Below are 18,028 nucleotides of genomic sequence, written 5' to 3' on the forward strand. Positions count from 1 at the left end.
CTCACCGTCGATCGGCGTACGCTGCGGCGACCTCGGCCGGCGAGACGCGCCCGTCCTCGGCCAGCGTCGCCACGACGTCGGTTCGATTCGCGATCGCTCGCCGGACGTCGGCGTACTCCTCTGTCGGACCGGCCATCGCGTTCACGAAGCGACTCTCCCCCCGATCGATGCGACCCGTCGACGCGGCCTCGGCTCCGTCGAGTTCGTAGAGCGGCTCGAACCAGACGTCGTCACCGCTACCGAGAACCTCCTCGACGCGGGCGACGCGGCGGCTTCGACCCGCCGGCGTTCGGTACGTCTGAACCGTGACGACCAGGTCGGTCGCGCCGAACGACGACGGCTCGACCTTCAGATCGGAGACCACTCGCTCGTAGACGTCCGCGGCGCCGTCGCCGTGGATCGTTCCCAGCACCGCGTTCGCGTTCGCGCCGACGCGCATCGCTTCGTAGAGTACGCGCGCCTCCTCGCCGCGGATCTCGCCCACCACGAGCGCCCCGTCGCCCAGTCGGAGGGCCGTTCGCAGCGCGTCCGCGGGCGGGATCTCCGGCCCGTCGCCGGTGCTCGTCCGGAGCGCCTGCACGTCGCGTCCGACCGACTGCAGCGGCCCGACCGGGAGTTCTGGGGTGTCCTCGATGATCACCGTCCGGGTGTCAGGGGTCACCTCGTAGAGCAGCGTCCCGAGCAGCGTCGTCTTCCCCGACCCGCGGGTGCCGGCGATCAGCGTCGCCGCGTTGCGCTCGACGGCCGTCGAGAGGAAGCCCGCGACCGCCGGTGGCATCGTTCCGTTGGCGACGAGTCCCGGCAGCGTAAACCGATCGTCGGACCGTTCGCGGAACGCGAAGCCGATGCCGTCCGCCACCGGATCGGTGACGCCGGCGATCCGAAGCCCCCGTCCGTTGGTCAGCGACGCCGTCGCGTCGATCGTCGGCTTCGCCCGCGAGAACGCCCGGCCGCTCGTCCGTCTGACCCGCGAGGCCAACGCCTTCGCCCCCGTTTCGGTGAGGTGGACGTTCGTCTCCATCGCCACCCCGTCGAGTTCGACCCGGAGTGGGTTCGCCGTCACCGGCGACGTGACGTAGGCGTCGGTCACCTCGGGGTCGGCGAACAGGTCCTCGAGGACGCCGTACCCCTCGGTGTGTTTCTCGAGGACCGTCGTCAGCGTCGGATCGACCGGTTCGTCGGAGACGAATTCGATCGCCCGCGAGGGGGCGCGGTCGCCCTCGACCCATCCTTCGGCGATCGCTTCGTAGCCGTCGACGACCAGTCGGCGCTCGGCCGGCGACAGCGAGAGGTCGACGGCGTCGAGGGCGTACAGCGGCAGTCGATCCTCGCGCTCGTAGATGCGCGCCGTGCTCCCGGTCTCGAGGTCGCGGACGTCCGCCAACCTGGCGGCCCCGCCGATCGATCGGTCGACGTAGTAGTACGCGATCTCGAGGCCGACGCGGGGGGAGAGGACGTCCGCGTACGAATCGACGTCGGCGACGGCCGACAGCAACCCGGACTCGATGGCTATGTCGCCGATGGCGTCGACACGCGTCTCGAGCCCGTCTACGGCTCCGATCGGATCGTGGGCGACCTCGCGCGCGAGCACCGCATCGCGGGTGCCGAGCAGTTCGATGAACCGACCCGCGGCGCCGAGAAATCCGGTTCCAGCCTCGTCGTACCGGCGCTTCAACCCGTCGGCGAGGACGACGATCGCCTCCGCTTCGCGTTCGGCGAGCGCCTCGACGACCGTTCGACGGCAATCCGGGGCCGCCGCGAGATCCCCGTCACACGCCGAGGCGTTCACCACGAGCGTCCGATCCTCGACCGTCAGCTCGCAGGCACAGGGGCCGCCGGACACCTCGTCGTCGAACAGCTCGCCGAGGCCGACCTCCGCGAGGAGTGTCCGAACCGTCCGGCCGGTCACTTCTGATGGCATACCGCCTCTGGAATCGCCATCCGATTTAAACCTGAACGGGGGAATCGGTGTCGGGTCCGGGGCCGACGGTCACGCAGACGGCTCGGCAACTACGACTGGGTCGCCGTTTTCGTCCGGCACGAGGACGAGCCGGAGCGTCCGCGTTCCGCTCCCCTCGATCTCCGTCGACCGGTCGTCGGTGGGATCGCGGTAGACGATGCGCTGCTCGATCACCTCCCGATCGGTCGTTCCGTCGTCCAGGACGTACCTGGCGATGCTCGCGTCGGCGTCGGCGACCGGTTCGATCTCGAGGTGCGAGACGCCCTCGGTGATGAGCGAGCGGCCCGGAATCGAGAACTCGACGACGCGCTGGGGATCGGGGTGGCCAGGCGGGGTGAGTTCCTCGTACTCGGCTAACTCCACCGCCGCCTCCTCGACGTCCGCGATTCCGCGGTGGAGGTCCCGCTCGGTGGTGTCGCTCGCACCGGCGTCGATCGCCGCGCCGGCCAGCCCCAGGATCGCCACGGTCAGGAGTGCCGCCAGCACGTATCGGATCATGCGAACCGGGCGCGTAGCGACGCCAGCAACCCCTCCTCGTCGGAGTGGTGGTCTTCGGACCCGAGCCCTCGATCCACTGCCCCGTCGTCCGTCGCCGACGCGACCCCGTCGTCCACGGCGGAGTCAACGGCCGTCTGGTTCGCGGAGGAAGCCCGGTGATCGGCACCATCGGCAGCGATCGGACGGGATCCGCCGTCGCCCTCGACGAGGTTCCGAACCGATCGCTCCGGGGTCGATTCGTCGTCGAAGCCGAACTCGAACGCACCGACGTCGTCGGTCGACTCGCCGGCCGTTTCTGACGCGTCGTCCTCGGTGTCGCCGTCGAATCCGTCTCCGTCGGCATCCGCCTCGTCGGACGGCGAGTCCGCCTCGAGGATTCCGCCCTCGAGATCGGCAACGTCGGTCTCGAGGGCTTCCACCCGTCGCTCGAGGCGGTCGACGGTCGCGACGGCCGAGGCCGCCCGTCGTTCGACGCCGTCGTTGATCGACTCGACGGTGCCGACGTAGCCCTCGATCGACTGGACGGCCGCCTCGAGGTCGGCGAGGCGCCGTTCGTGTTCGTCGCCCCGGGTCTCGAGGTCGGCGACGGTCTCTGTGAGCGACGTCAGCTGACCCAGTTCGTCGAGCGCCACGTCGCCGTCGACGACGACGCGTTCGACGGCGGCGAGGCGTCGATCGAGACGATCGATGTCGGTCATACCCGTCCGTTCCGCCCGATCGAATTTAAACTCGAACGCGGGAGTTGCTGTGAGGGGGTCCGGTTCCGGAATCGGCGGCCGAAATCGTCAGCCGACGTCCGCCACCTCCCGGGCGCTCGGGCTATCGCCGCCGTGGGGCGTGTCTCGATGTCGGATTCGTGCGACGTGGATCGTCTCCGTCGCGTCGTCGATCACGACCACCTCGCCGGGTTCGGTCGGGAGCCGCTCGTCGAGGGGCTGGTTCAGATACGTCGGCCGGGCGGCGTTCAGGGCGGCGATGTCGACCTCCGCGGTCAGCCGGTGGGAGACCAGCACGTCGGACTGGGAGATCGCGGTCTCGGAGACGGCGCTCGGCCGCTGGGTCGCCAGGACGAGGCTGACGCCGGGTGCTCGCCCGCGCGAGAGAATCGTTCGAAGGGCGGACTCCGCGACGCCGTCGAAGAACGTGTGGGCCTCGTCGATCAACAGCCACGGGAGGCGGTCGATCGTTCCGTCGATCCGCGCGCGGTAGAGCGCCTCGCCGACGCCCCGACAGACGGCGTTCATCGGCGCGGCGTCGAATCCCGAGACGTCCAGAACGGTGATCTTCGATCCCCCGAGGTCCGCCGCCTCGAGTCCGTCGGGATCGAATACGCCCCACGAGTCGGCGAGATCCACGTGGTTGATCGCAGCGCGCACGTCGACTCCCGGGGCGTCGGCCGTCTCGACGCGTCGACGCATCCCCTCGAGCGTCCGCGCCTCCTGAGCGGCCCGCCAGACGAGCCCGCCGGCCCCGCTCTCGGGGGAGAGTCCCAGGAGCGAACACCACGATCTAGGGTCGAGCGCGTCGGCGGAGATCGCTGGCTCGTCGACGACCTCGACGGGGACGGGGTCGCCCTCTACGGGGGCGTCGAGCGTCGAAAAGACGCCCATAGGATCGATTAACACGGGCGCGACGCCCGGCGCTCGAGCGAGTTCCTCGGCGACGACGCCAAGCGTGTACGACTTTCCGTACCCCCGTTTTCCCACGATCAACATCGCGTGGGGACCGTCGAGGTCGACGTACAACGCCGCACCCTCGCTTCCGTCGAGCGCGCGGTACCGGCCGAGGTAGCCCGCTTGCTCGGCCTCGGCGCCTGATCCGCGTCCGATGACGAAACGCATGGGTCGACTTGCTCGCCCCATCCGATTTGAAGGTTCGCCCCTCGATCAACCGCGTTCACCCCGCTCGACCGCATTGCTACCCCTTCATCGCGTTCGGTCCGCGAAACTGACGGCCCGAAAGACGCCGCCACGAGCGCTCGAGTCGACTCGCGACCGACTCGAACGCCTCGAGCGCCTGGGCGTCCGGATCGTGATCGCGGACCGGCGTCCACCGCGACTGGGCCTCGGCCAGCGCGTCCTGCCGTTCTACGAGCGTCGTCTCGACGCCGAGCGCCCGACCGAGCCGGTCGGCGAGTTCGGCGTGGCGGTCGCGATCGGCCACGTTCAACACGGCTGCACCGACCGGCGTTTCGAGCGCTTCGGTGAGGCCGTACGTACGGAACGCGTCGACCAGTGCCGGTCTGCCGGGCGTGGTCACGAGTACGACGAGATCGGCGCTGTGGAGCTGCACGCCCACGTCACGGGCGAGTCCCGCGGGACAATCGACGACGACGCATCCCCACGTCCGCTCGAGTCGCTCGAGCACGGGTCCGAACGACTCGAGGGTCGACGCGCGGGCGCCGGAGAGCGTCCGGCCGCAGGGAAGCAGGGTGACTGGACCGATCTCGTCGACGGCGTCGACGGGATCGACGCGTCCGGCGAGGACGTCGTGGAGGTCGGGGCCGGTCCCGGGCGGCAGGTCCGCGGTCGCGAGATCGGCGTCGACGACGATGGCGTCGAGTTCGCGACCGAGGTTCCACGAGGTGGTCGTCTTCCCGACACCGCCCTTCCCACCGGCGACGGCGACGATCATGGGTCGTACTCGAGCACCTCGCTTGCGGGACGCCAGCCGTCGAGGTCGGCGAGCACCTCGTCGGACGAGCGGGCGGACTCGTCCCCCTCGTGCCGGTCGCTCGAAACGACCGCTACGGGAGGATCGGTCGGCGGGGCCGGACTCGAGAAGCCGACGCCGCGGCTTCGCCCAGGACGGATCGTCGCCTGCCAGACGGCCTCCGTCTCGGCTCCGGTCTCCGACACCTCCCAGCGCGGATCGAGGACGCCGGATCGCCGTGGCGGCCACACCGGCCCCTCGAGACGGCTGCGAAGGCGAACCCGCTGTGGCGTCGACCGCGTGTTCGTGATCACCGTTCGCACCGTCGTGATTCCGTTCGTTCGGTTCGCGTTCGATTCGACCGTTACCATGGTACTGCTCTCATCGAAATCACGTTCGGGTCGCTACGCAGGTTCAGCCGAGCACTCGTCGACGTCCGCTGGAGGTTCGGTGCTGTCGTACCCTCGACTGCTGCCGGTGCGGTCGTCGACTGGTTCCTCTTCCTCGTCGGTGCCGATATCGACCGTAGCGCCGTCGTTGGCTGACACGAAGGCGGTCAACGCATCGGGCGACGCGAGTACCCAGAGTTCGTCGCCCGCGCGAAGCGTCTCGCTGTCGTCCGGCATCGGGACTGCGTCGCCGTCTCGAACGACGACGAGGACGCGGCCGGGAAGCCAGCCGACGAACTCGCCGGCGAGCGGTCCGTCGGTCTCGACGGCGAACGCGGTCACCGTCTCGTCAACGGTCCGCAACGTGGAGACGAACTCGTAGCCGTCGGACGGTTCGTCCGGGTGCGTTACCAGCCGGTAGCGGCCGTCTGGCGAAAGGTCGGCGGCCCGTTCGGCGTCGACGATCACGGTGGCTACTGAGCCGTTCGCCGTCCGAAGCGTACCAGTGGCGACCAGCCGTCCACGGTCGTGCTCCTGGGCCGATCGGATTTCGACTGGATCGCCGGGACACGCGTTCGGAGACGGATCGGCTCGAATCGCCACGGCGACCGCGTTGGGTGGAAGCATCGAGCCCAGCCCCGAGGCGCGACGGCCGACGAGGACGCGGTCGACGGTCCCATCGTCGGCCATTCGAACGTCCGCGTACCCGACGTCGTACTCGCGCTCGAGGTGGCGTTCGATCCGCTCGCCGCGCTCGGACGGCGAGAGGCCGTGTGGAAGTCTGACCGTCGATGCCGAGAGGGCCCGTCTCACCGACGGTTCGACTGGGCGGTATCCCTCCGCGTCCTCGACTCGGTCGGGGAGCGTCACGTCGACGGCGAGGCGGGCGGATCGGACGGTTGCCGCCGCTTCGCCCCTGGTCTCGATGCGCGACAGGCCGGTAACCTGCAGGGCGATCCGATCGCCAAGCCGACCGCAGGCGGCGGAGACGATCCCGGCGAGCAGAAACGTCGCGAGCAGGTAGCCAGCGCCGAAGTGGTGATCGAGGGCGACGCCCTCGAGGAGCGTTCCTGCCGCGACGATCGTCCACGACAGGTAGCTGGCGACGAACGAGAGACCGAGGAAGGCGGCGGCACCGGCCGGCGGCGCCCGCGTCGTCATCCACCGATAGCCGACCGCCGTGAGCAGGCCGACGGTCGCTGCGAGCAGCGTCGAACCCGTGACGCCGATGGCGGCCTCGCGGAGCAGGTCGTACCACTCGGCCTCGATCATCGGGCGCTCACCTCGCGCGGAGCGGCCACGAACGCCATATCAGCGTCCGCAAGGCGATCGCGCTCGCCGTCGACGGCGAACCGCCATCGCTCGTCGCGACGCACGCCGAGGATGTCGGCCGGATCGATCGACTCGTCGGGAGACTCGACCGCCGTCACGGGCCGCTCGGCCGAAGAAAGGAGCGTGGCCGCCTCGAGCGCGGGGTTGTCGCCGCTCGGCACGACCGCGACGCGACACGCCTCCTCCTCGAGGAGCCGCCGAGCGTCGACGGTTCGAACCGCGACCGTGAGCCGTCCTCGACCGCCGTCGAAGCCGACGCCTGCGAACCGGCGGTCGTCGGATCGCCCGTTGAGCGCCTCGGCGAGGTCGTCCTCGTCGACGTCTCGGAATTCTGTCTCGCCGCCGGTCGCGAGCACAGTCCCCCGAACAGTCTCTCCGTCGACCCCAATCGCGACCTCGTCGTCCGGTTCGATCCCGATCGGGAGCAGCCCGGATATCGTTACTGCGCGTACGTCGTCGGAGAGGGTCGTCGCAACCCCCTCGTCCGGCGGCGCGGCGGCGATCGTTGCTTGGCCCCGCCCGTCGATCGAAACGTCGACGCGCGGGAGCGCGTACTCGCTCCGAAGTCGGCGCTCGAGGCGTCGCTCGAGTTCCGACAGCTGGAGGTCCGCCGGGAAGCGCCAGGCGCCGTCCTCGAGTGCGGTCCGGAGTGTGGGGGCCAGCGGCGGGTAGCCCTCGAACTCGCGGATCGCGCCGGTCGGTCGGATCGTCACCTGACCGGCGGCGTCGACGGCGTCGATCGCGTCGGCCGAGAGGCAGTTCCCTCTGACGATCGGGAGGGCTCGATCGCGTGGAAGTTCGGTCGCGACTCGGTTCCCGTAGCTCGTCGCGAGGACGCCGAGGACGCTCGCGACGACGGCCGCAGTCACCAGCCGGAGTGTCTGGGAGGGGCCGACGCTCGGGTCGAAGATCCCGGTGGAGACCCCGGTACCGATCACGAGCGGGACAACGATTACAACGCCGACGCCGAGGGGGAGCGGACGAGCCCGCCAGAGACGGACGCCGACCGCGAGTAGCCCGACCAGCGTCGCGCCAACGAACCCGTACGCGAGGCCGTACGAGACGCCGATCAGCGATTCGTACGGGAGATCGATCATTCGCGGATCACCTCAGTCGGCCCTCGGCGGTGATTCGACCGGCATCACGCCGCCGTCGTCGGCGAACTCGAGCGCGACGGTCCCGGTGAGCCCGGCTTCGGCCCGATACTTGGTCACCGTCAGGGAGTGTTCGACGTCGGCCCCGACGCCGGGTGCGGCGGCCTCGAGTGCGAAGACGGCGTCGGCGGCCCGGAGGGTCGCGGATCGGTTCGGCGGGCCGTCGTCGAGGCAGTGGAGGATCGCGACGCCGTCGGTCTCGGCCATCCGCTCCACGAGTTTGTCCAGAAACGAGACGTACGTGGATCTGTCACGTCGCTCGAGTTCGTCGACGGGATCGACGACGACGTTCGCCGCGTTCGGGAGCTTGCCGATCAGATCGATCGCCTCGTCGATGGCTCCCTCACCGACGACGCGCCTGATCGTGGGATTGCCAGCGCTCGCGGAGGCGGACTCGACCGCACGGCGGACGGTCGCGCGCGACCGGTCGGTCGAGAGGTACAGCGTTCCGCGAACGCCGGTGGCGCGGTAGAGGACGTGTTCGGCCTGGCTCGCGGGATCGGCGACGAGCGCGACCACGGTTCCCGGCGGGAGGCCGCCGCCGAGGTGACGGTCAAGCGCGTCGATTCCGGTGGGGAGGCGGTCGCCGGCGTACGCCGGCGGCGCCCGATCGGCCGGCGACTGGGAAGCCAGCCGCTCGAGAATTCCGTCGAACGCCACTTCGACCTCGTCGTTCAGCAGTGGTGAGGGACGCTCCGGAAGAGAACCGAGCAGCGGGACGCCCTCCCAGCGCGTCGCCCGTTCCGGTACGTCGGTGCACTTGTTCAGGACGGCGCCGAAAATCGGGACGCCGAGCCGGCGGGCCATCTCGATCGTCGTCTCCGCGGCCGCCAGGCTCCGGTCGGCGTCCGAGGCGACCACGACGACGCCGTCGGCTTGACGCAGCGGATCGACGACGTCCGGACCCGCACCGGACGGACAGTCGATCAGCGCCTGGACGCCGCCGACGTCGAGGTGCTCGCCGAGCGTACCGAACTCGAACGTCTGGGAGGACGTCGGCGCGGGAAGGATTCCGACGTCCGACGCTCGCGGGTGGGGCTGGGCGAGGTCCCGTGCGTCGATCCCCCTGGCGAGTTCGGCGAGCGTCGGCTTCCGGTCGACGTCCGCCATCACGTGCAGGTTCGGAAGCTGTCTGTCGGCGTCGATCGCGAGGGCTGGCGTGTCCGCTCTGGCGAACGCTTCCGCGAGACCGAGGGTCACCGTCGACGTCCCGCAGCCGCCTTTCGATCCGGCGATGGCGATCATACCGCCGTTGGGTTCGCCTTCCCTTTTAAACCTGACCGGGCGCAGCGGTTTTAGTGTGAGGTGATACCACGCCTGTGAGGAGGCACCGAGGAGCGCACTTCTCATCGGTTCGACGGCTGTCGTTGCGGGGATGATCGGCTGTTTCGGTCAAAAGACGAGGATCGATCTGCTGCGGAAAACGGGGGGAGCACTCCTCCGAAGGAGGCGACGAGGCCCAGAGGGGTTACACTCGACGAATCCGGTCGAACTCGTCGACGGAGTGCTCGTGCTCGAAGTCGGAGGTTGTCTCCTGTCTACTGGGGTGAGGGCGCGGCACCGGTGCAATCGTCGTGGCGTTGATCCGTGAAAGGGAGGGGATACGGAAGTCGTGGGCGCTCGAGACGGTCGACAGCGGCGATAAGACCGAAAACGGTGACGGCGGTAAGGCCGAAAACAGCGACGATGAGTGATCGGCCGAGGCCGGGTCGACTGCAGGGTAACGGGGGTCAGTACAATCCGCCGTCGACGGTCTTGTCGTCTAAGACGTCCTGCTTTCGATCGACGTGGTTCTGATCATCGCGTCCGATTCCCGTCATAGGTTGGTCGCTGTAGTCGACCGGTCCGTCGGTCTGTTTCGCCTCCGCACCCGGTTGGTTTCCGATGTAGACGATGTTCGGATCCGTCCCCATATCTTCGAGCAGGGCGAAAGTCGACAGGTTGCCGGTCTCGGTGGTGGTCTCGAAGTAGTCCTCGTCGCGGTCCTCGAACGTCGCGCCCTGCTCGCGCGCCAGTTCTTCGCGGGCCTGCAGGTACTGGTTCGGCTTGCTCTCCGGATCGTTCATGTCGCCGAAGTGGATGACGTTCATGCCGGCTTCCGCGCAGGCTTCCTCGCAGGCGGTCGTTCCGACCTGATCCTCGCCCTTCAACCCGTCCTGTCGGGTCGGACAGAACGTACACTTGCTCATGGTGCCGCGCTGAGCGCGGCTGCTGACCGGTCGGTCGCGCGCGTCCCTGAGGTGGCCGCCCTCCACGTCCTCGTTTTCTTCGCGGATCTCCTCTTCGGTGACGTCGGGTTCGGCCCACTGGAAGTAGTTGACCCCGTACGGACACGCGACCTGGCAGTACCGGCAGCCGATACAGACGTCGTAGTCGGTGAGAACGAGACCGTCGTAGTCTCGCGTGTGACGGGCCGTCGTCGGACACACTTTCTCGCAGGGCGCGTCGTTACAGTGTTGGCACGGCCGGACGAGGAAATTCATCTCCCCCGGCGCGGCGTCGTCCGGGACGGGATTCTCGTCGTCCTCCCAGGCCATGACGTACATCCAGTTGGAGCCGGGATCCCAGTTGTGTTCGTCCTGACAGCCGATCACGCACTGGAGACAGCCGTCGCAGCGCTCGAGGTCGATGACCATTCCCCACTGCCTTTCTCCCTCCTCGTCGACGTCGACCGGCGCGTCGTCCTGTACCGAAGGGCGCGCGTCTTCGTTCGTCGCCCACGCGCCGAATCCGACGGCCGCTCCGGCGGCACCCATCTTCTTCATCGCTTCGCGGCGATCCACGTCGCCGTCCCCGCCGAGTTTCTTCAGCGCGTCGGCGAACGCCTGACCCGCCCCAGCTCCCTCGTCTTGGGCGGCCTCGTAGGCGTCCTTCGTCGGCCGATCGTCCACGTCGAACTCCTCGAGGACGTCCTCGTGGTATTTCTCGTGAAACTCGGCCTCCGAGAGTTCCCCCTTGGTGACGCGCATGGCGTCGCGCGCCATGTCGATGCCGAGTTGCGTGTCGTACTCGGTGTCGTCGAGCATCTCCTCCAGCTCTGTTTGCCACGTTTCGCCGAGCGGATGGAACACCTCGTCGTCTCGTGAATCTGTATTATCAGGAGAGCTCATGCTAATATCCCGTTCGAGTGGTATCCGTGCTCGATGAGAGCATCCACTGACCTAGCACATGCATTGAATGTACATAAAGAACAGTGAACGATATGCTTTAACTCAAATTTCTAAACTAATGGAATAATATGCTTCGGAACGACACATTCAGCGTTCCGACGACGCCGACGAGTCCGGCGATTCGGAGACGAGGACGACCGCTTCGCCGTCGATAACGACCTGATCGTCTTCGTTCGACACCGTCGTTCGCAGTCGGTACCTGTCGCTGCCCAGATCCTCGACGATCTCGCACTCGGCGGTGACGGTCTCGTCGAGTTCGACCGGCGCGTGGAACTCGAGGTCTTGTGAGAGGTAGATCGTGAGGCCGGGCAGTCGGGCGAGCGCGGCGCTGATCGTCCCGGCGACGAGCGTTCCGTGGACGATGCGCCCGGCGAATTGCGTCTCCTCGGCGAACTCGTCCTCGAGGTGGAGTCGGTTCGTGTCGCCGGTGATCTGGGCGAACGCGGAGACGTCGGCCTCCCGAATCGGCTTGCTGAACCGCACGTAGTCGCCCACCTCGAGTTCGTCCCGTTCGTCGCTGCTTCGGACCATCGACCAGCTCTCGTTGCCGAAAGACAGTTCGACGACGGGGGCGGGGTCCTCCGCCCCCGACGCCCCCGTCGACGCGGAGGGCGACGAACGCGACCCCGATGGACGGAGCCCCATCGCGGCCAGGACGGCGTTGTTGGCCTCCACGTAGCTGTTGAGCGCGTGCTGTGAGACGTCCGTCCACTGACGAAACGGCGCGAGTTCGGCGTCGAACGACGTTTCCTCGCTACTCATTGGTCTTCACGGTCCGAGGACGGTCGCACACTGTGCCGTGTAGGGGCACGGTGACTGGGCACGCGGAGCATATACGTGTGATACCGTCTCCTGCTCCTTTGGGTCGTCGCCAAACTGTGTGGGTATCGACGGAAGACACACCGCTTTTCCTCGCGCCGGCCCTACCGAGTCGCGTGCAGTGCCACGTCTACTACGAGGGCGACGACGACCCGGAAAAGTGTACCGCCCGTCGCCTCGAGCGGTTCGACCGGGCGATCCTCCACCGGTCGATGCGGGCGGTGCCCTACGGGGTCGTGTTGAATCCCCACGCCGACCGGGCCCTCTCGCCGGCGGACAGGGCCGAGGGCCTCGACACGCTCGTCGCCCTCGATTGCTCGTGGGAGTCGGCCGAGGAGGCCGCGTTCTCGATGCGCGGGGTTCACCGCGCCCTCCCGTTCCTCGTCGCTGCGAATCCCGTCAACTACGGCCGCCCGTTCCGGCTGACGACCGCCGAAGCGCTCGCCGCCGCGCTCTCCATCTTCGGCGAGCGGGAGGAAGCCGAGAACCTCCTCGAGCCGTTCCGCTGGGGCGAGACGTTCCTGACGCTCAACGAGGAACCGCTGCGTCGGTACGGCGAGTGCGCCGACTCGAGCGAGGTCGTCGCGGTCCAGGACGACTACCTCGCCGACGAGTGACCGTCCAGCGGATCACAGCGGTTATATGGCGCCACCGGTTACCCGTCAGGTATGGCCAGTTTCGACGCCGCGGAAAGACGGACGCTCGAGAAGATGATCTGCATGCGCTGTAACGCGCGCAACCCGAAGCGAGCCGACCGCTGCCGCAAGTGCGGCTACGCGAAGCTCCGCCCGAAGGCGAAGGAAGCCCGAGCCGCCTAACGCCCGTCGACCTCGACTTCTCCGCCCGCAGCGGCAGTCGATTCCTACCGAACGAGAGCGGCTGCACCGTCAGTCGCTCCCGGAACGAGTCGGTCGCGACGTTCTCGCCGTCGACGTGCCCGCGTTCGGTCACTCGTCCGGGTACTTCGGCTCTCGCTTCGCAGCCCGCTCGAGCGCCGTCTCCACGACGTCTCGCACGTCCCCGTGGAAGACGCCGCCGTGTCCAGAGTACATGTACTCGACGGAGTCGGGCAGCCGCTCGAGCAACCGATCGATGCTCTCGATGAGCGTCTCGCGGTCCTGGCCGGGCATGTCGGTTCGGCCGAAGCTGCCGTAATCGAACGCACCGTCGTCGTGGACGACGACGTCGCCGCCGTAGAGCGTCGTCTCGGAGACGAACGAGACGTGGTCGTCGGCGTGGCCGGGCGTGTAGACGACGTCGAACTCCTCGTCGCCGATTCGGACCGTGTCGCCGCCCTCGAGTTCGTGGGTCCGAGTCGGGTGGTCGGCGTAGGCGTAGACGTCCGAATCGAACGCCTCGACGACGGCCTCGAGCTGGGCGACGTGGTCGCCGTGCTGGTGGGTGAGCACGACCGCCTCGAGGTCGTCGGTGTGGGCGCGGATCTCCTCGACGACGCCGTCCATCGCGCCGGCGTCGACGAGCGTCGGTCGGCCGTCGGTCGCCAGGAATACGTTGCAGGTGAACGTCTCCGCGTTCTCGGTGACGTGGTGGACCGTCATGACTCTCCTCTACCCACACTGTCGCGGGCGGACCGGAAAAACGGTACCGTCCCCGCGGTCCCGTCGCGAATCTCGGAGACCGCCCACCGTCGGCCGTCCGACGCCGTTCACGCACCGCGATACTCCGTCCTCGTACGGCGCGGGTAACCGACTGACCGCGAGTTTTTTGACCCGCAAACGCCTATACCCTCGTGTATGGGATTCGGGAGCTACGACGAATCCGACCAGCAAGACATCGACGCTGATTTTGACGACGACGACGCGGTGGAGACGGACGAGAACAGCCACGAAGGAACCATCGAGTTCGAGAACGGCGCCTCGAGCGACGAGTTGCTCGACCGCCTGAAGGAGATCAAAGAGCAGGACTGAGTCGGTGAGGGGGCCTCCCATCGAATGAAAGCCGGGGTGCGGGCGCTGGGCGTCGCCGAATCCTCCCGCGGCGACCGGAGCACGCTCTCGGGCGCGGTGGTTCGAGCCGACCGGGTCGTCGACGGCCTCGCGTTCGCCACCTGCACCGTCGGCGGAACCGACGCGACAGACGCGGTGTGCTCGCTGCTCGAGGACGCGTGTCGGCCGGACGTTCGCTACGTCTTCCTCGGCGCTATCGCTCCGGCGTGGTACAACCTGCTCTCGCTGGACCGCATCGCCCGCAGTGCCGGCCGGCCGGTCCTCGCGGTCACCTTCGAGGAGAGCGACGGCCTCGAGGCCGGCCTGCGCGAGGCGTTTTCCGGCGACGACCTCGAAGATCGCCTCGAGAGCTACCGCTCGCTCCCCGAGCGGCGGCCGGTGTCGGTCCGCGACGAGACGGTGTACGTACGCAGCGTAGGCATCAGCGACGAGGAGGCCCGAGAGGTCGTCCGCGGGTTTACGCCCGAAGGCGGCCGTCCGGAGCCGATCAGGGTGGCACGACTCGCGGCGCGGGCCGCCGACTCGCACCGACGGTCCGTGGAGGACTCGTCGGGACCGGACTGCGACGAGTGACTCGGTGCAGCGGGTCGGCGGTGCAACCGGTCGGCGGTCCGGACCCGAAAACGGTAGTACGCCCACGGCCGAGCCACCACCATGGACGAAGTCGACGCAGAACGGATGGAGGGGCTCCACGTCCCCGCGTGCGAGCGGTGTCTCGAACTCATCGAGTCTCGCAGCCGGATCGTCAACGGCACCGGGCCCGAAGACGCGGACGTGCTCTTCGTCGGCGAGGGACCGGGCGCTCAGGAGGACGCCCAGGGGGAGCCGTTCGTCGGCCGGAGCGGGACGGTGCTCGACGACGCCCTCCGTTCGGTCGGCCTCGATCGCGAGACCGTCCGGATCACCAACTGCGTCCGCTGTCGACCCCCCGAGAACCGCGACCCGAAGAAGGGGGAACTCGCGAACTGTCGGGGCTACCTCGAGACCGAGATCGCCCGCCTCGAGCCGGACGTGATCGTCACCCTCGGGAAGGTGCCGAGCGAGCACCTCCTCGGGCGGTCGGTCGCCGTGACGAAGGAGGCGGGGGCGGTGGAAGACGTCCGCATCGACGGGGAAACCTACCGCGTGCTGCTCTCGGTCCACCCCGCGGCGACGCTCTACGACCGCAGCCAGGAGTCGACGTTCGAGGCCGCCCTCGAGAAGGCCGCCGACCTGGCGGGCGTAGACGGCGGCGGGAGCGGACAGACGCGCCTCGACGGCTTCTGAACGATCGAATTACGAGCGCCGCACTGGCGCGGACTCGAACGATTGCGGCCCGCAATTGCGCGAATGACAACGCACTTGAACGCGCCGAACCGAGGGATTCGTATGAGCACGGCCACGCCCACGTCCGAGTCCGAGGAGACGGTCGCCTCCGTCGTCGTCGTCGACTACGGGCTGGGAAACCTCCGAAGCGTCACCCGCGGCTTAGAGCGCGCGGGCGCCGCGGTCGAGATCACGGACGATCCCGAGGCGTTCGCCGAGGCCGACGGCGTCGTCCTCCCCGGCGTCGGCGCCTTCCTCGAGGGCGTCGAGAACGCCGACCCGATCCGCGAGGACCTCCTCGAGCTCGCCGAGGCGGGCAAACCCCTCTTCGGCATCTGCCTCGGCATGCAGATGCTGCTCACCTCGAGCGAAGAGGGCGAGACCGACGGCGACGCCGCCGTAACGGGGCTGGACCTGATCCCCGGAACGAACGTCCGCTTCGCCGAGGGCCAGAAGGTCCCCCACATGGGCTGGAACGAACTGTCCGTCGATCGCGGCCACCCGCTCGTCGAGGGGGTCGACGGGGAGTACGCCTACTTCGTCCACTCCTACTACGCGAGGCCCGACGACGGGGACGCGACCGTCGCGAGCACCGACTACGGCGTCGAGTTCCCCTCGATCGTCGCCAACGAAGCGGGTAACGTCTTCGGCACGCAGTTCCACCCCGAAAAGAGCGGCGAGACGGGGCTGCGGATTCTGCGTAACTTCGTCGAATTCTGTCGAACGGAGTGAGCGGACGCTAGTCGTCCGCTCGGGAGACCGTCTCGAGAATCGATTCCTCTCGGTTACTCGAGATCGTGCCACGTGGCGGAGCGAGTCCTCAATCGACGCGGTACCGGCCGAGCAGCGATTACAGCCCGGCGTAGGGCGACGGCTTCGCTTCCGTGAGCCGCCGGACCTGCTCGGCCGAGAGATCGATCTGTGCCGCCGCGAGGTTCTCCTCGAGTTGCTCGACCGTCCGCGCGCCGACGATGGGTGCGGTGACGCCGTCGCGGTGGGTGAGCCACGCCAGGGCGGTCTGTGCGGGGGTCGCGCCGACCTCCTCTGCGACCTCGTCGAGGACGTCGTGAACGTCGAAGTTCTCCTCGGTGAGGTAGGCCTCCTCGAAGCGACTCGACTCGGCCGCGCGCGACTCGCCGGTCAGCCCCTCCTCGCGGCTGTACTTGCCGGTCAGGAAGCCCTGCCCCAGCGGACTCCACGGGCACAGCGCGAGGCCGTAGTGGCGGCTCATCTCGAGGTAGTCGCCCTCGATCTCCCGGTCGACGAGGTTGTACCGCGGCTGGAGGACCGTGAAGGGGTCCCACCCCTCCCGTCGGGCGATCTCGTTGGCGCGGGCGACCTTCCAGGCGTTCGGCCGGAGCGTCGACGCGCCGAGGTAGTGGACCTTCCCCTCGTCGACGAACCGTGTGAGGGTGCGCATCATCTCCCGCGTGGGCGTCGCGTCGTCCCAGCGGTGGACGTAGAGGACGTCGACGTAGTCGGTGTCGAGCCGCTCGAGGATGGCGTCGAGGCGGTGGCTGAGGTTCTTCCGGTTGTTCCCCCGGCTGTTCGGATCGCCGTCGCGGATCTGCCAGTAGATCTTCGAGGCGATCGTGAACCGCTCGCGGTCGCGCTCGGCGAGCCAGTCGCCGATCCAGCGCTCGGCCTTTCCGGCGCCGTAGACGTCCGCGGTGTCGATGAATCGCCCGCCAGCGGCCGCGTAGGCGTCGAGGAGTTCGTGCCCGCGCTGTTCGTCGATTTCGACGTTGCCCGCCTCCGTCTCCTTGCCGTAGCGCCACGTGCCGAACTGCAACTCGCTCGTCTGGATACCCGTCGAACCGAACGGGACGAAGTCGAGGTCGATCGACGATGGATCTGACATGCGTCGAGGCTACGGTCGGTCGGTGGAAAAGCGTTCACGAATCGGAAGCCCACGCGGCGAGTCGAGAGACGCCCGTCGGGCCTCCTCGAGCGACCTCGCCGGAACAGCTACGTGCGCCGCCCGTGTGGTGCGGCCATGGGTCGACTCGAGGCGAACTTCGACGGCGAGACGGTGATCGTCACGGGTGCGGCGTCCGGCATCGGCCGGGAAGTCGCCCGCCGGTTCGGCGCGGCGGGCGCGTCGGTCCTCGTCGCGGACGTGGCGGAGGAACCGAAAGACGGCGACGTCCCCACCCACGAACTGATCGAGGACGAGGGCGGCACCGCCGAGTACGTCGAGACGGACGTGACCGACCGCGACCAGCTCGAGGCGCTTGTAGCGGCCGCCCGCGAGTTCGGCGGCGTCGACGTCATGATCAACAACGCGGGGCTGTACGTCGGCGGATCGGTGCTCGATCTCGAGCCTGAGGAGTTCGACCGCGTACACGCCGTCAACGCCAGGGGAACCTACTTCGGCACGCAGGTGGCGGCGACCGACATGATCGAGCGCGGGGAGCCCGGGTGCGTCGTCAACACCGCCTCGATCAGCTCGAGTCACGCGCAGTTCGACCAGGTCCAGTACGACTCCTCGAAGGGGGCGGTCCGGATGATCACCCGCGGCTCCGCGCTGGAACTCGCCGAGCACGGCATCCGGGTGAACGCGGTCGCCCCCGGCCAGATCGCGACGGAGTTCCTCGAGGGGTGGACCGAGGAGGCGACGGAGAAGGCGGCGTCGGACGACCTGCTCAAACCCGTGCCGCTGGGTCGCGCCGGCACGCCCGAGGACCTCGCCGGCGCATACCTCTACCTCGCGAGCGAGGACGCGAGCTACGTGACCGGCGAAATGCTGTACGTCGACGGCGGGTGGCAGGTCTTCTAAGTT

The 18,028-nt window shown here is 68.4% G+C and carries 20 protein-coding genes; 7 read left to right on the forward strand and 13 right to left on the reverse strand.

The genetic code is table 11. The features are described 5' to 3' along the window. Position 1: 1 nt before the first annotated feature. From RJT68_RS16215 to RJT68_RS16265, 11 genes are all read right to left on the reverse strand, one after another. Entirely contained in the window at positions 2-1,921 is a 1,920-nt protein-coding gene (locus RJT68_RS16215) for an ATPase, T2SS/T4P/T4SS family (protein ID WP_407037572.1), read from the reverse strand. Positions 1,922-1,990: 69 nt separating this feature from the next. Continuing rightward, positions 1,991-2,458 (reverse strand): DUF7311 family protein, encoded by a 468-nt coding sequence (locus tag RJT68_RS16220; RefSeq protein WP_407037573.1) that lies wholly within the window; start codon positions 2,456-2,458, stop codon positions 1,991-1,993. Continuing rightward, entirely contained in the window at positions 2,455-3,156 is a 702-nt protein-coding gene (locus RJT68_RS16225; RefSeq protein ID WP_407037574.1) for a DUF7310 family coiled-coil domain-containing protein, read from the reverse strand. Before RJT68_RS16225 ends, RJT68_RS16220 begins: the two co-directional genes overlap by 4 nt. Before the next feature lie 87 nt (positions 3,157-3,243). Next, positions 3,244-4,299, reverse strand: a complete 1,056-nt coding sequence (locus RJT68_RS16230; protein WP_407037575.1) for an ATP-binding protein — start codon at positions 4,297-4,299, stop codon at positions 3,244-3,246. A gap of 76 nt (positions 4,300-4,375) precedes the next feature. Further along, positions 4,376-5,092: a MinD/ParA family ATP-binding protein gene (locus RJT68_RS16235; protein ID WP_407037576.1), complete on the reverse strand. Its 717-nt coding sequence runs from the start codon at positions 5,090-5,092 to the stop codon at positions 4,376-4,378. Beyond that, the gene (locus tag RJT68_RS16240; protein ID WP_407037577.1) at positions 5,089-5,481 is read right to left on the reverse strand and encodes a DUF7857 domain-containing protein; all 393 of its coding nucleotides are present in this window, start codon (positions 5,479-5,481) and stop codon (positions 5,089-5,091) included. Before RJT68_RS16240 ends, RJT68_RS16235 begins: the two co-directional genes overlap by 4 nt. A 33-nt stretch (positions 5,482-5,514) precedes the next feature. Further along, positions 5,515-6,771, reverse strand: coding sequence for a TrkA C-terminal domain-containing protein (locus RJT68_RS16245; protein ID WP_407037578.1), 1,257 nt, complete (start codon positions 6,769-6,771; stop codon positions 5,515-5,517). Continuing rightward, on the reverse strand, positions 6,768-7,928 hold the full coding sequence (locus RJT68_RS16250; RefSeq protein ID WP_407037579.1) for a hypothetical protein: 1,161 nt from the start codon (positions 7,926-7,928) through the stop codon (positions 6,768-6,770). Before RJT68_RS16250 ends, RJT68_RS16245 begins: the two co-directional genes overlap by 4 nt. A gap of 12 nt (positions 7,929-7,940) precedes the next feature. Beyond that, on the reverse strand, positions 7,941-9,230 hold the full coding sequence (locus tag RJT68_RS16255) for a DUF7125 family protein (RefSeq protein ID WP_407037580.1): 1,290 nt from the start codon (positions 9,228-9,230) through the stop codon (positions 7,941-7,943). A gap of 485 nt (positions 9,231-9,715) precedes the next feature. Beyond that, entirely contained in the window at positions 9,716-11,095 is a 1,380-nt protein-coding gene (locus RJT68_RS16260; protein WP_407037581.1) for a 4Fe-4S ferredoxin N-terminal domain-containing protein, read from the reverse strand. Between the two features lie 147 nt (positions 11,096-11,242). Beyond that, positions 11,243-11,917, reverse strand: a complete 675-nt coding sequence (locus RJT68_RS16265) for a MaoC family dehydratase (protein WP_407037582.1) — start codon at positions 11,915-11,917, stop codon at positions 11,243-11,245. Between the two features lie 173 nt (positions 11,918-12,090). On the opposite strand from RJT68_RS16265, the gene RJT68_RS16270 reads away from it, so the two are divergent. Both RJT68_RS16270 and RJT68_RS16275 read left to right on the forward strand, forming a co-directional pair. Then, complete coding sequence (locus RJT68_RS16270; RefSeq protein ID WP_407037583.1) at positions 12,091-12,591, forward strand: DUF367 family protein; 501 nt, start codon at positions 12,091-12,093, stop codon at positions 12,589-12,591. Between the two features lie 51 nt (positions 12,592-12,642). Beyond that, positions 12,643-12,792 (forward strand): 50S ribosomal protein L40e, encoded by a 150-nt coding sequence (locus tag RJT68_RS16275; protein WP_407037584.1) that lies wholly within the window; start codon positions 12,643-12,645, stop codon positions 12,790-12,792. A 129-nt stretch (positions 12,793-12,921) separates the two neighbouring features. On the opposite strand, the gene RJT68_RS16280 is transcribed toward RJT68_RS16275, so the two are convergent. Beyond that, positions 12,922-13,533, reverse strand: coding sequence for an MBL fold metallo-hydrolase (locus RJT68_RS16280; protein ID WP_407037585.1), 612 nt, complete (start codon positions 13,531-13,533; stop codon positions 12,922-12,924). A 195-nt stretch (positions 13,534-13,728) separates the two neighbouring features. Here RJT68_RS16280 and RJT68_RS16285 point away from each other — a divergent pair, with 195 nt between their 5' ends. The 4 genes from RJT68_RS16285 to hisH all read left to right on the forward strand — a co-directional run bounded on the left by RJT68_RS16285 (position 13,729) and on the right by hisH (position 15,978). Beyond that, positions 13,729-13,902 (forward strand): DUF5786 family protein, encoded by a 174-nt coding sequence (locus RJT68_RS16285; RefSeq protein ID WP_407037586.1) that lies wholly within the window; start codon positions 13,729-13,731, stop codon positions 13,900-13,902. A 24-nt stretch (positions 13,903-13,926) separates the two neighbouring features. Further along, positions 13,927-14,514: an endonuclease dU gene (locus RJT68_RS16290; protein WP_407037587.1), complete on the forward strand. Its 588-nt coding sequence runs from the start codon at positions 13,927-13,929 to the stop codon at positions 14,512-14,514. A gap of 81 nt (positions 14,515-14,595) precedes the next feature. Continuing rightward, on the forward strand, positions 14,596-15,207 hold the full coding sequence (locus RJT68_RS16295) for a uracil-DNA glycosylase (RefSeq protein WP_407037588.1): 612 nt from the start codon (positions 14,596-14,598) through the stop codon (positions 15,205-15,207). Positions 15,208-15,309: 102 nt separating this feature from the next. Continuing rightward, positions 15,310-15,978, forward strand: a complete 669-nt coding sequence (gene hisH / locus RJT68_RS16300) for an imidazole glycerol phosphate synthase subunit HisH (RefSeq protein WP_407037589.1) — start codon at positions 15,310-15,312, stop codon at positions 15,976-15,978. A gap of 118 nt (positions 15,979-16,096) precedes the next feature. Here hisH and RJT68_RS16305 read toward each other — a convergent pair whose 3' ends face one another. Then, positions 16,097-17,107 (reverse strand): aldo/keto reductase, encoded by a 1,011-nt coding sequence (locus RJT68_RS16305; protein ID WP_407037590.1) that lies wholly within the window; start codon positions 17,105-17,107, stop codon positions 16,097-16,099. Positions 17,108-17,242: 135 nt separating this feature from the next. Here RJT68_RS16305 and RJT68_RS16310 point away from each other — a divergent pair, with 135 nt between their 5' ends. Then, on the forward strand, positions 17,243-18,025 hold the full coding sequence (locus RJT68_RS16310; protein ID WP_407037591.1) for an SDR family NAD(P)-dependent oxidoreductase: 783 nt from the start codon (positions 17,243-17,245) through the stop codon (positions 18,023-18,025). The last annotated feature ends 3 nt before the right edge of the window (positions 18,026-18,028 follow it).

Source organism: Halovalidus salilacus (genome assembly GCF_031852275.1).
In the GTDB taxonomy this organism is placed as follows: Archaea; Halobacteriota; Halobacteria; order Halobacteriales; family Natrialbaceae; genus Halovalidus; species Halovalidus salilacus.

Bases quoted from the DNA above. Each gene is read 5' to 3' on its own strand.
- RJT68_RS16275 (WP_407037584.1), top strand. From the start codon at position 12,643: ATGGCCAGTTTCGACGCCGCGGAAAGACGGACGCTCGAGAAGATGATC.
- RJT68_RS16235 (WP_407037576.1), bottom strand. From the start codon at position 5,092: ATGATCGTCGCCGTCGCCGGTGGGAAGGGCGGTGTCGGGAAGACGACC.
- RJT68_RS16295 (WP_407037588.1), top strand. From the start codon at position 14,596: ATGGACGAAGTCGACGCAGAACGGATGGAGGGGCTCCACGTCCCCGCG.
- RJT68_RS16265 (WP_407037582.1), bottom strand. From the start codon at position 11,917: ATGAGTAGCGAGGAAACGTCGTTCGACGCCGAACTCGCGCCGTTTCGT.
- RJT68_RS16255 (WP_407037580.1), bottom strand. From the start codon at position 9,230: ATGATCGCCATCGCCGGATCGAAAGGCGGCTGCGGGACGTCGACGGTG.
- RJT68_RS16240 (WP_407037577.1), bottom strand. From the start codon at position 5,481: ATGGTAACGGTCGAATCGAACGCGAACCGAACGAACGGAATCACGACG.
- RJT68_RS16230 (WP_407037575.1), bottom strand. From the start codon at position 4,299: ATGCGTTTCGTCATCGGACGCGGATCAGGCGCCGAGGCCGAGCAAGCG.
- RJT68_RS16280 (WP_407037585.1), bottom strand. From the start codon at position 13,533: ATGACGGTCCACCACGTCACCGAGAACGCGGAGACGTTCACCTGCAAC.
- RJT68_RS16310 (WP_407037591.1), top strand. From the start codon at position 17,243: ATGGGTCGACTCGAGGCGAACTTCGACGGCGAGACGGTGATCGTCACG.
- RJT68_RS16220 (WP_407037573.1), bottom strand. From the start codon at position 2,458: ATGATCCGATACGTGCTGGCGGCACTCCTGACCGTGGCGATCCTGGGG.
- RJT68_RS16215 (WP_407037572.1), bottom strand. From the start codon at position 1,921: ATGCCATCAGAAGTGACCGGCCGGACGGTTCGGACACTCCTCGCGGAG.
- RJT68_RS16305 (WP_407037590.1), bottom strand. From the start codon at position 17,107: ATGTCAGATCCATCGTCGATCGACCTCGACTTCGTCCCGTTCGGTTCG.
- RJT68_RS16245 (WP_407037578.1), bottom strand. From the start codon at position 6,771: ATGATCGAGGCCGAGTGGTACGACCTGCTCCGCGAGGCCGCCATCGGC.
- RJT68_RS16290 (WP_407037587.1), top strand. From the start codon at position 13,927: ATGAAAGCCGGGGTGCGGGCGCTGGGCGTCGCCGAATCCTCCCGCGGC.
- RJT68_RS16285 (WP_407037586.1), top strand. From the start codon at position 13,729: ATGGGATTCGGGAGCTACGACGAATCCGACCAGCAAGACATCGACGCT.
- hisH (WP_407037589.1), top strand. From the start codon at position 15,310: ATGAGCACGGCCACGCCCACGTCCGAGTCCGAGGAGACGGTCGCCTCC.
- RJT68_RS16260 (WP_407037581.1), bottom strand. From the start codon at position 11,095: ATGAGCTCTCCTGATAATACAGATTCACGAGACGACGAGGTGTTCCAT.
- RJT68_RS16225 (WP_407037574.1), bottom strand. From the start codon at position 3,156: ATGACCGACATCGATCGTCTCGATCGACGCCTCGCCGCCGTCGAACGC.
- RJT68_RS16250 (WP_407037579.1), bottom strand. From the start codon at position 7,928: ATGATCGATCTCCCGTACGAATCGCTGATCGGCGTCTCGTACGGCCTC.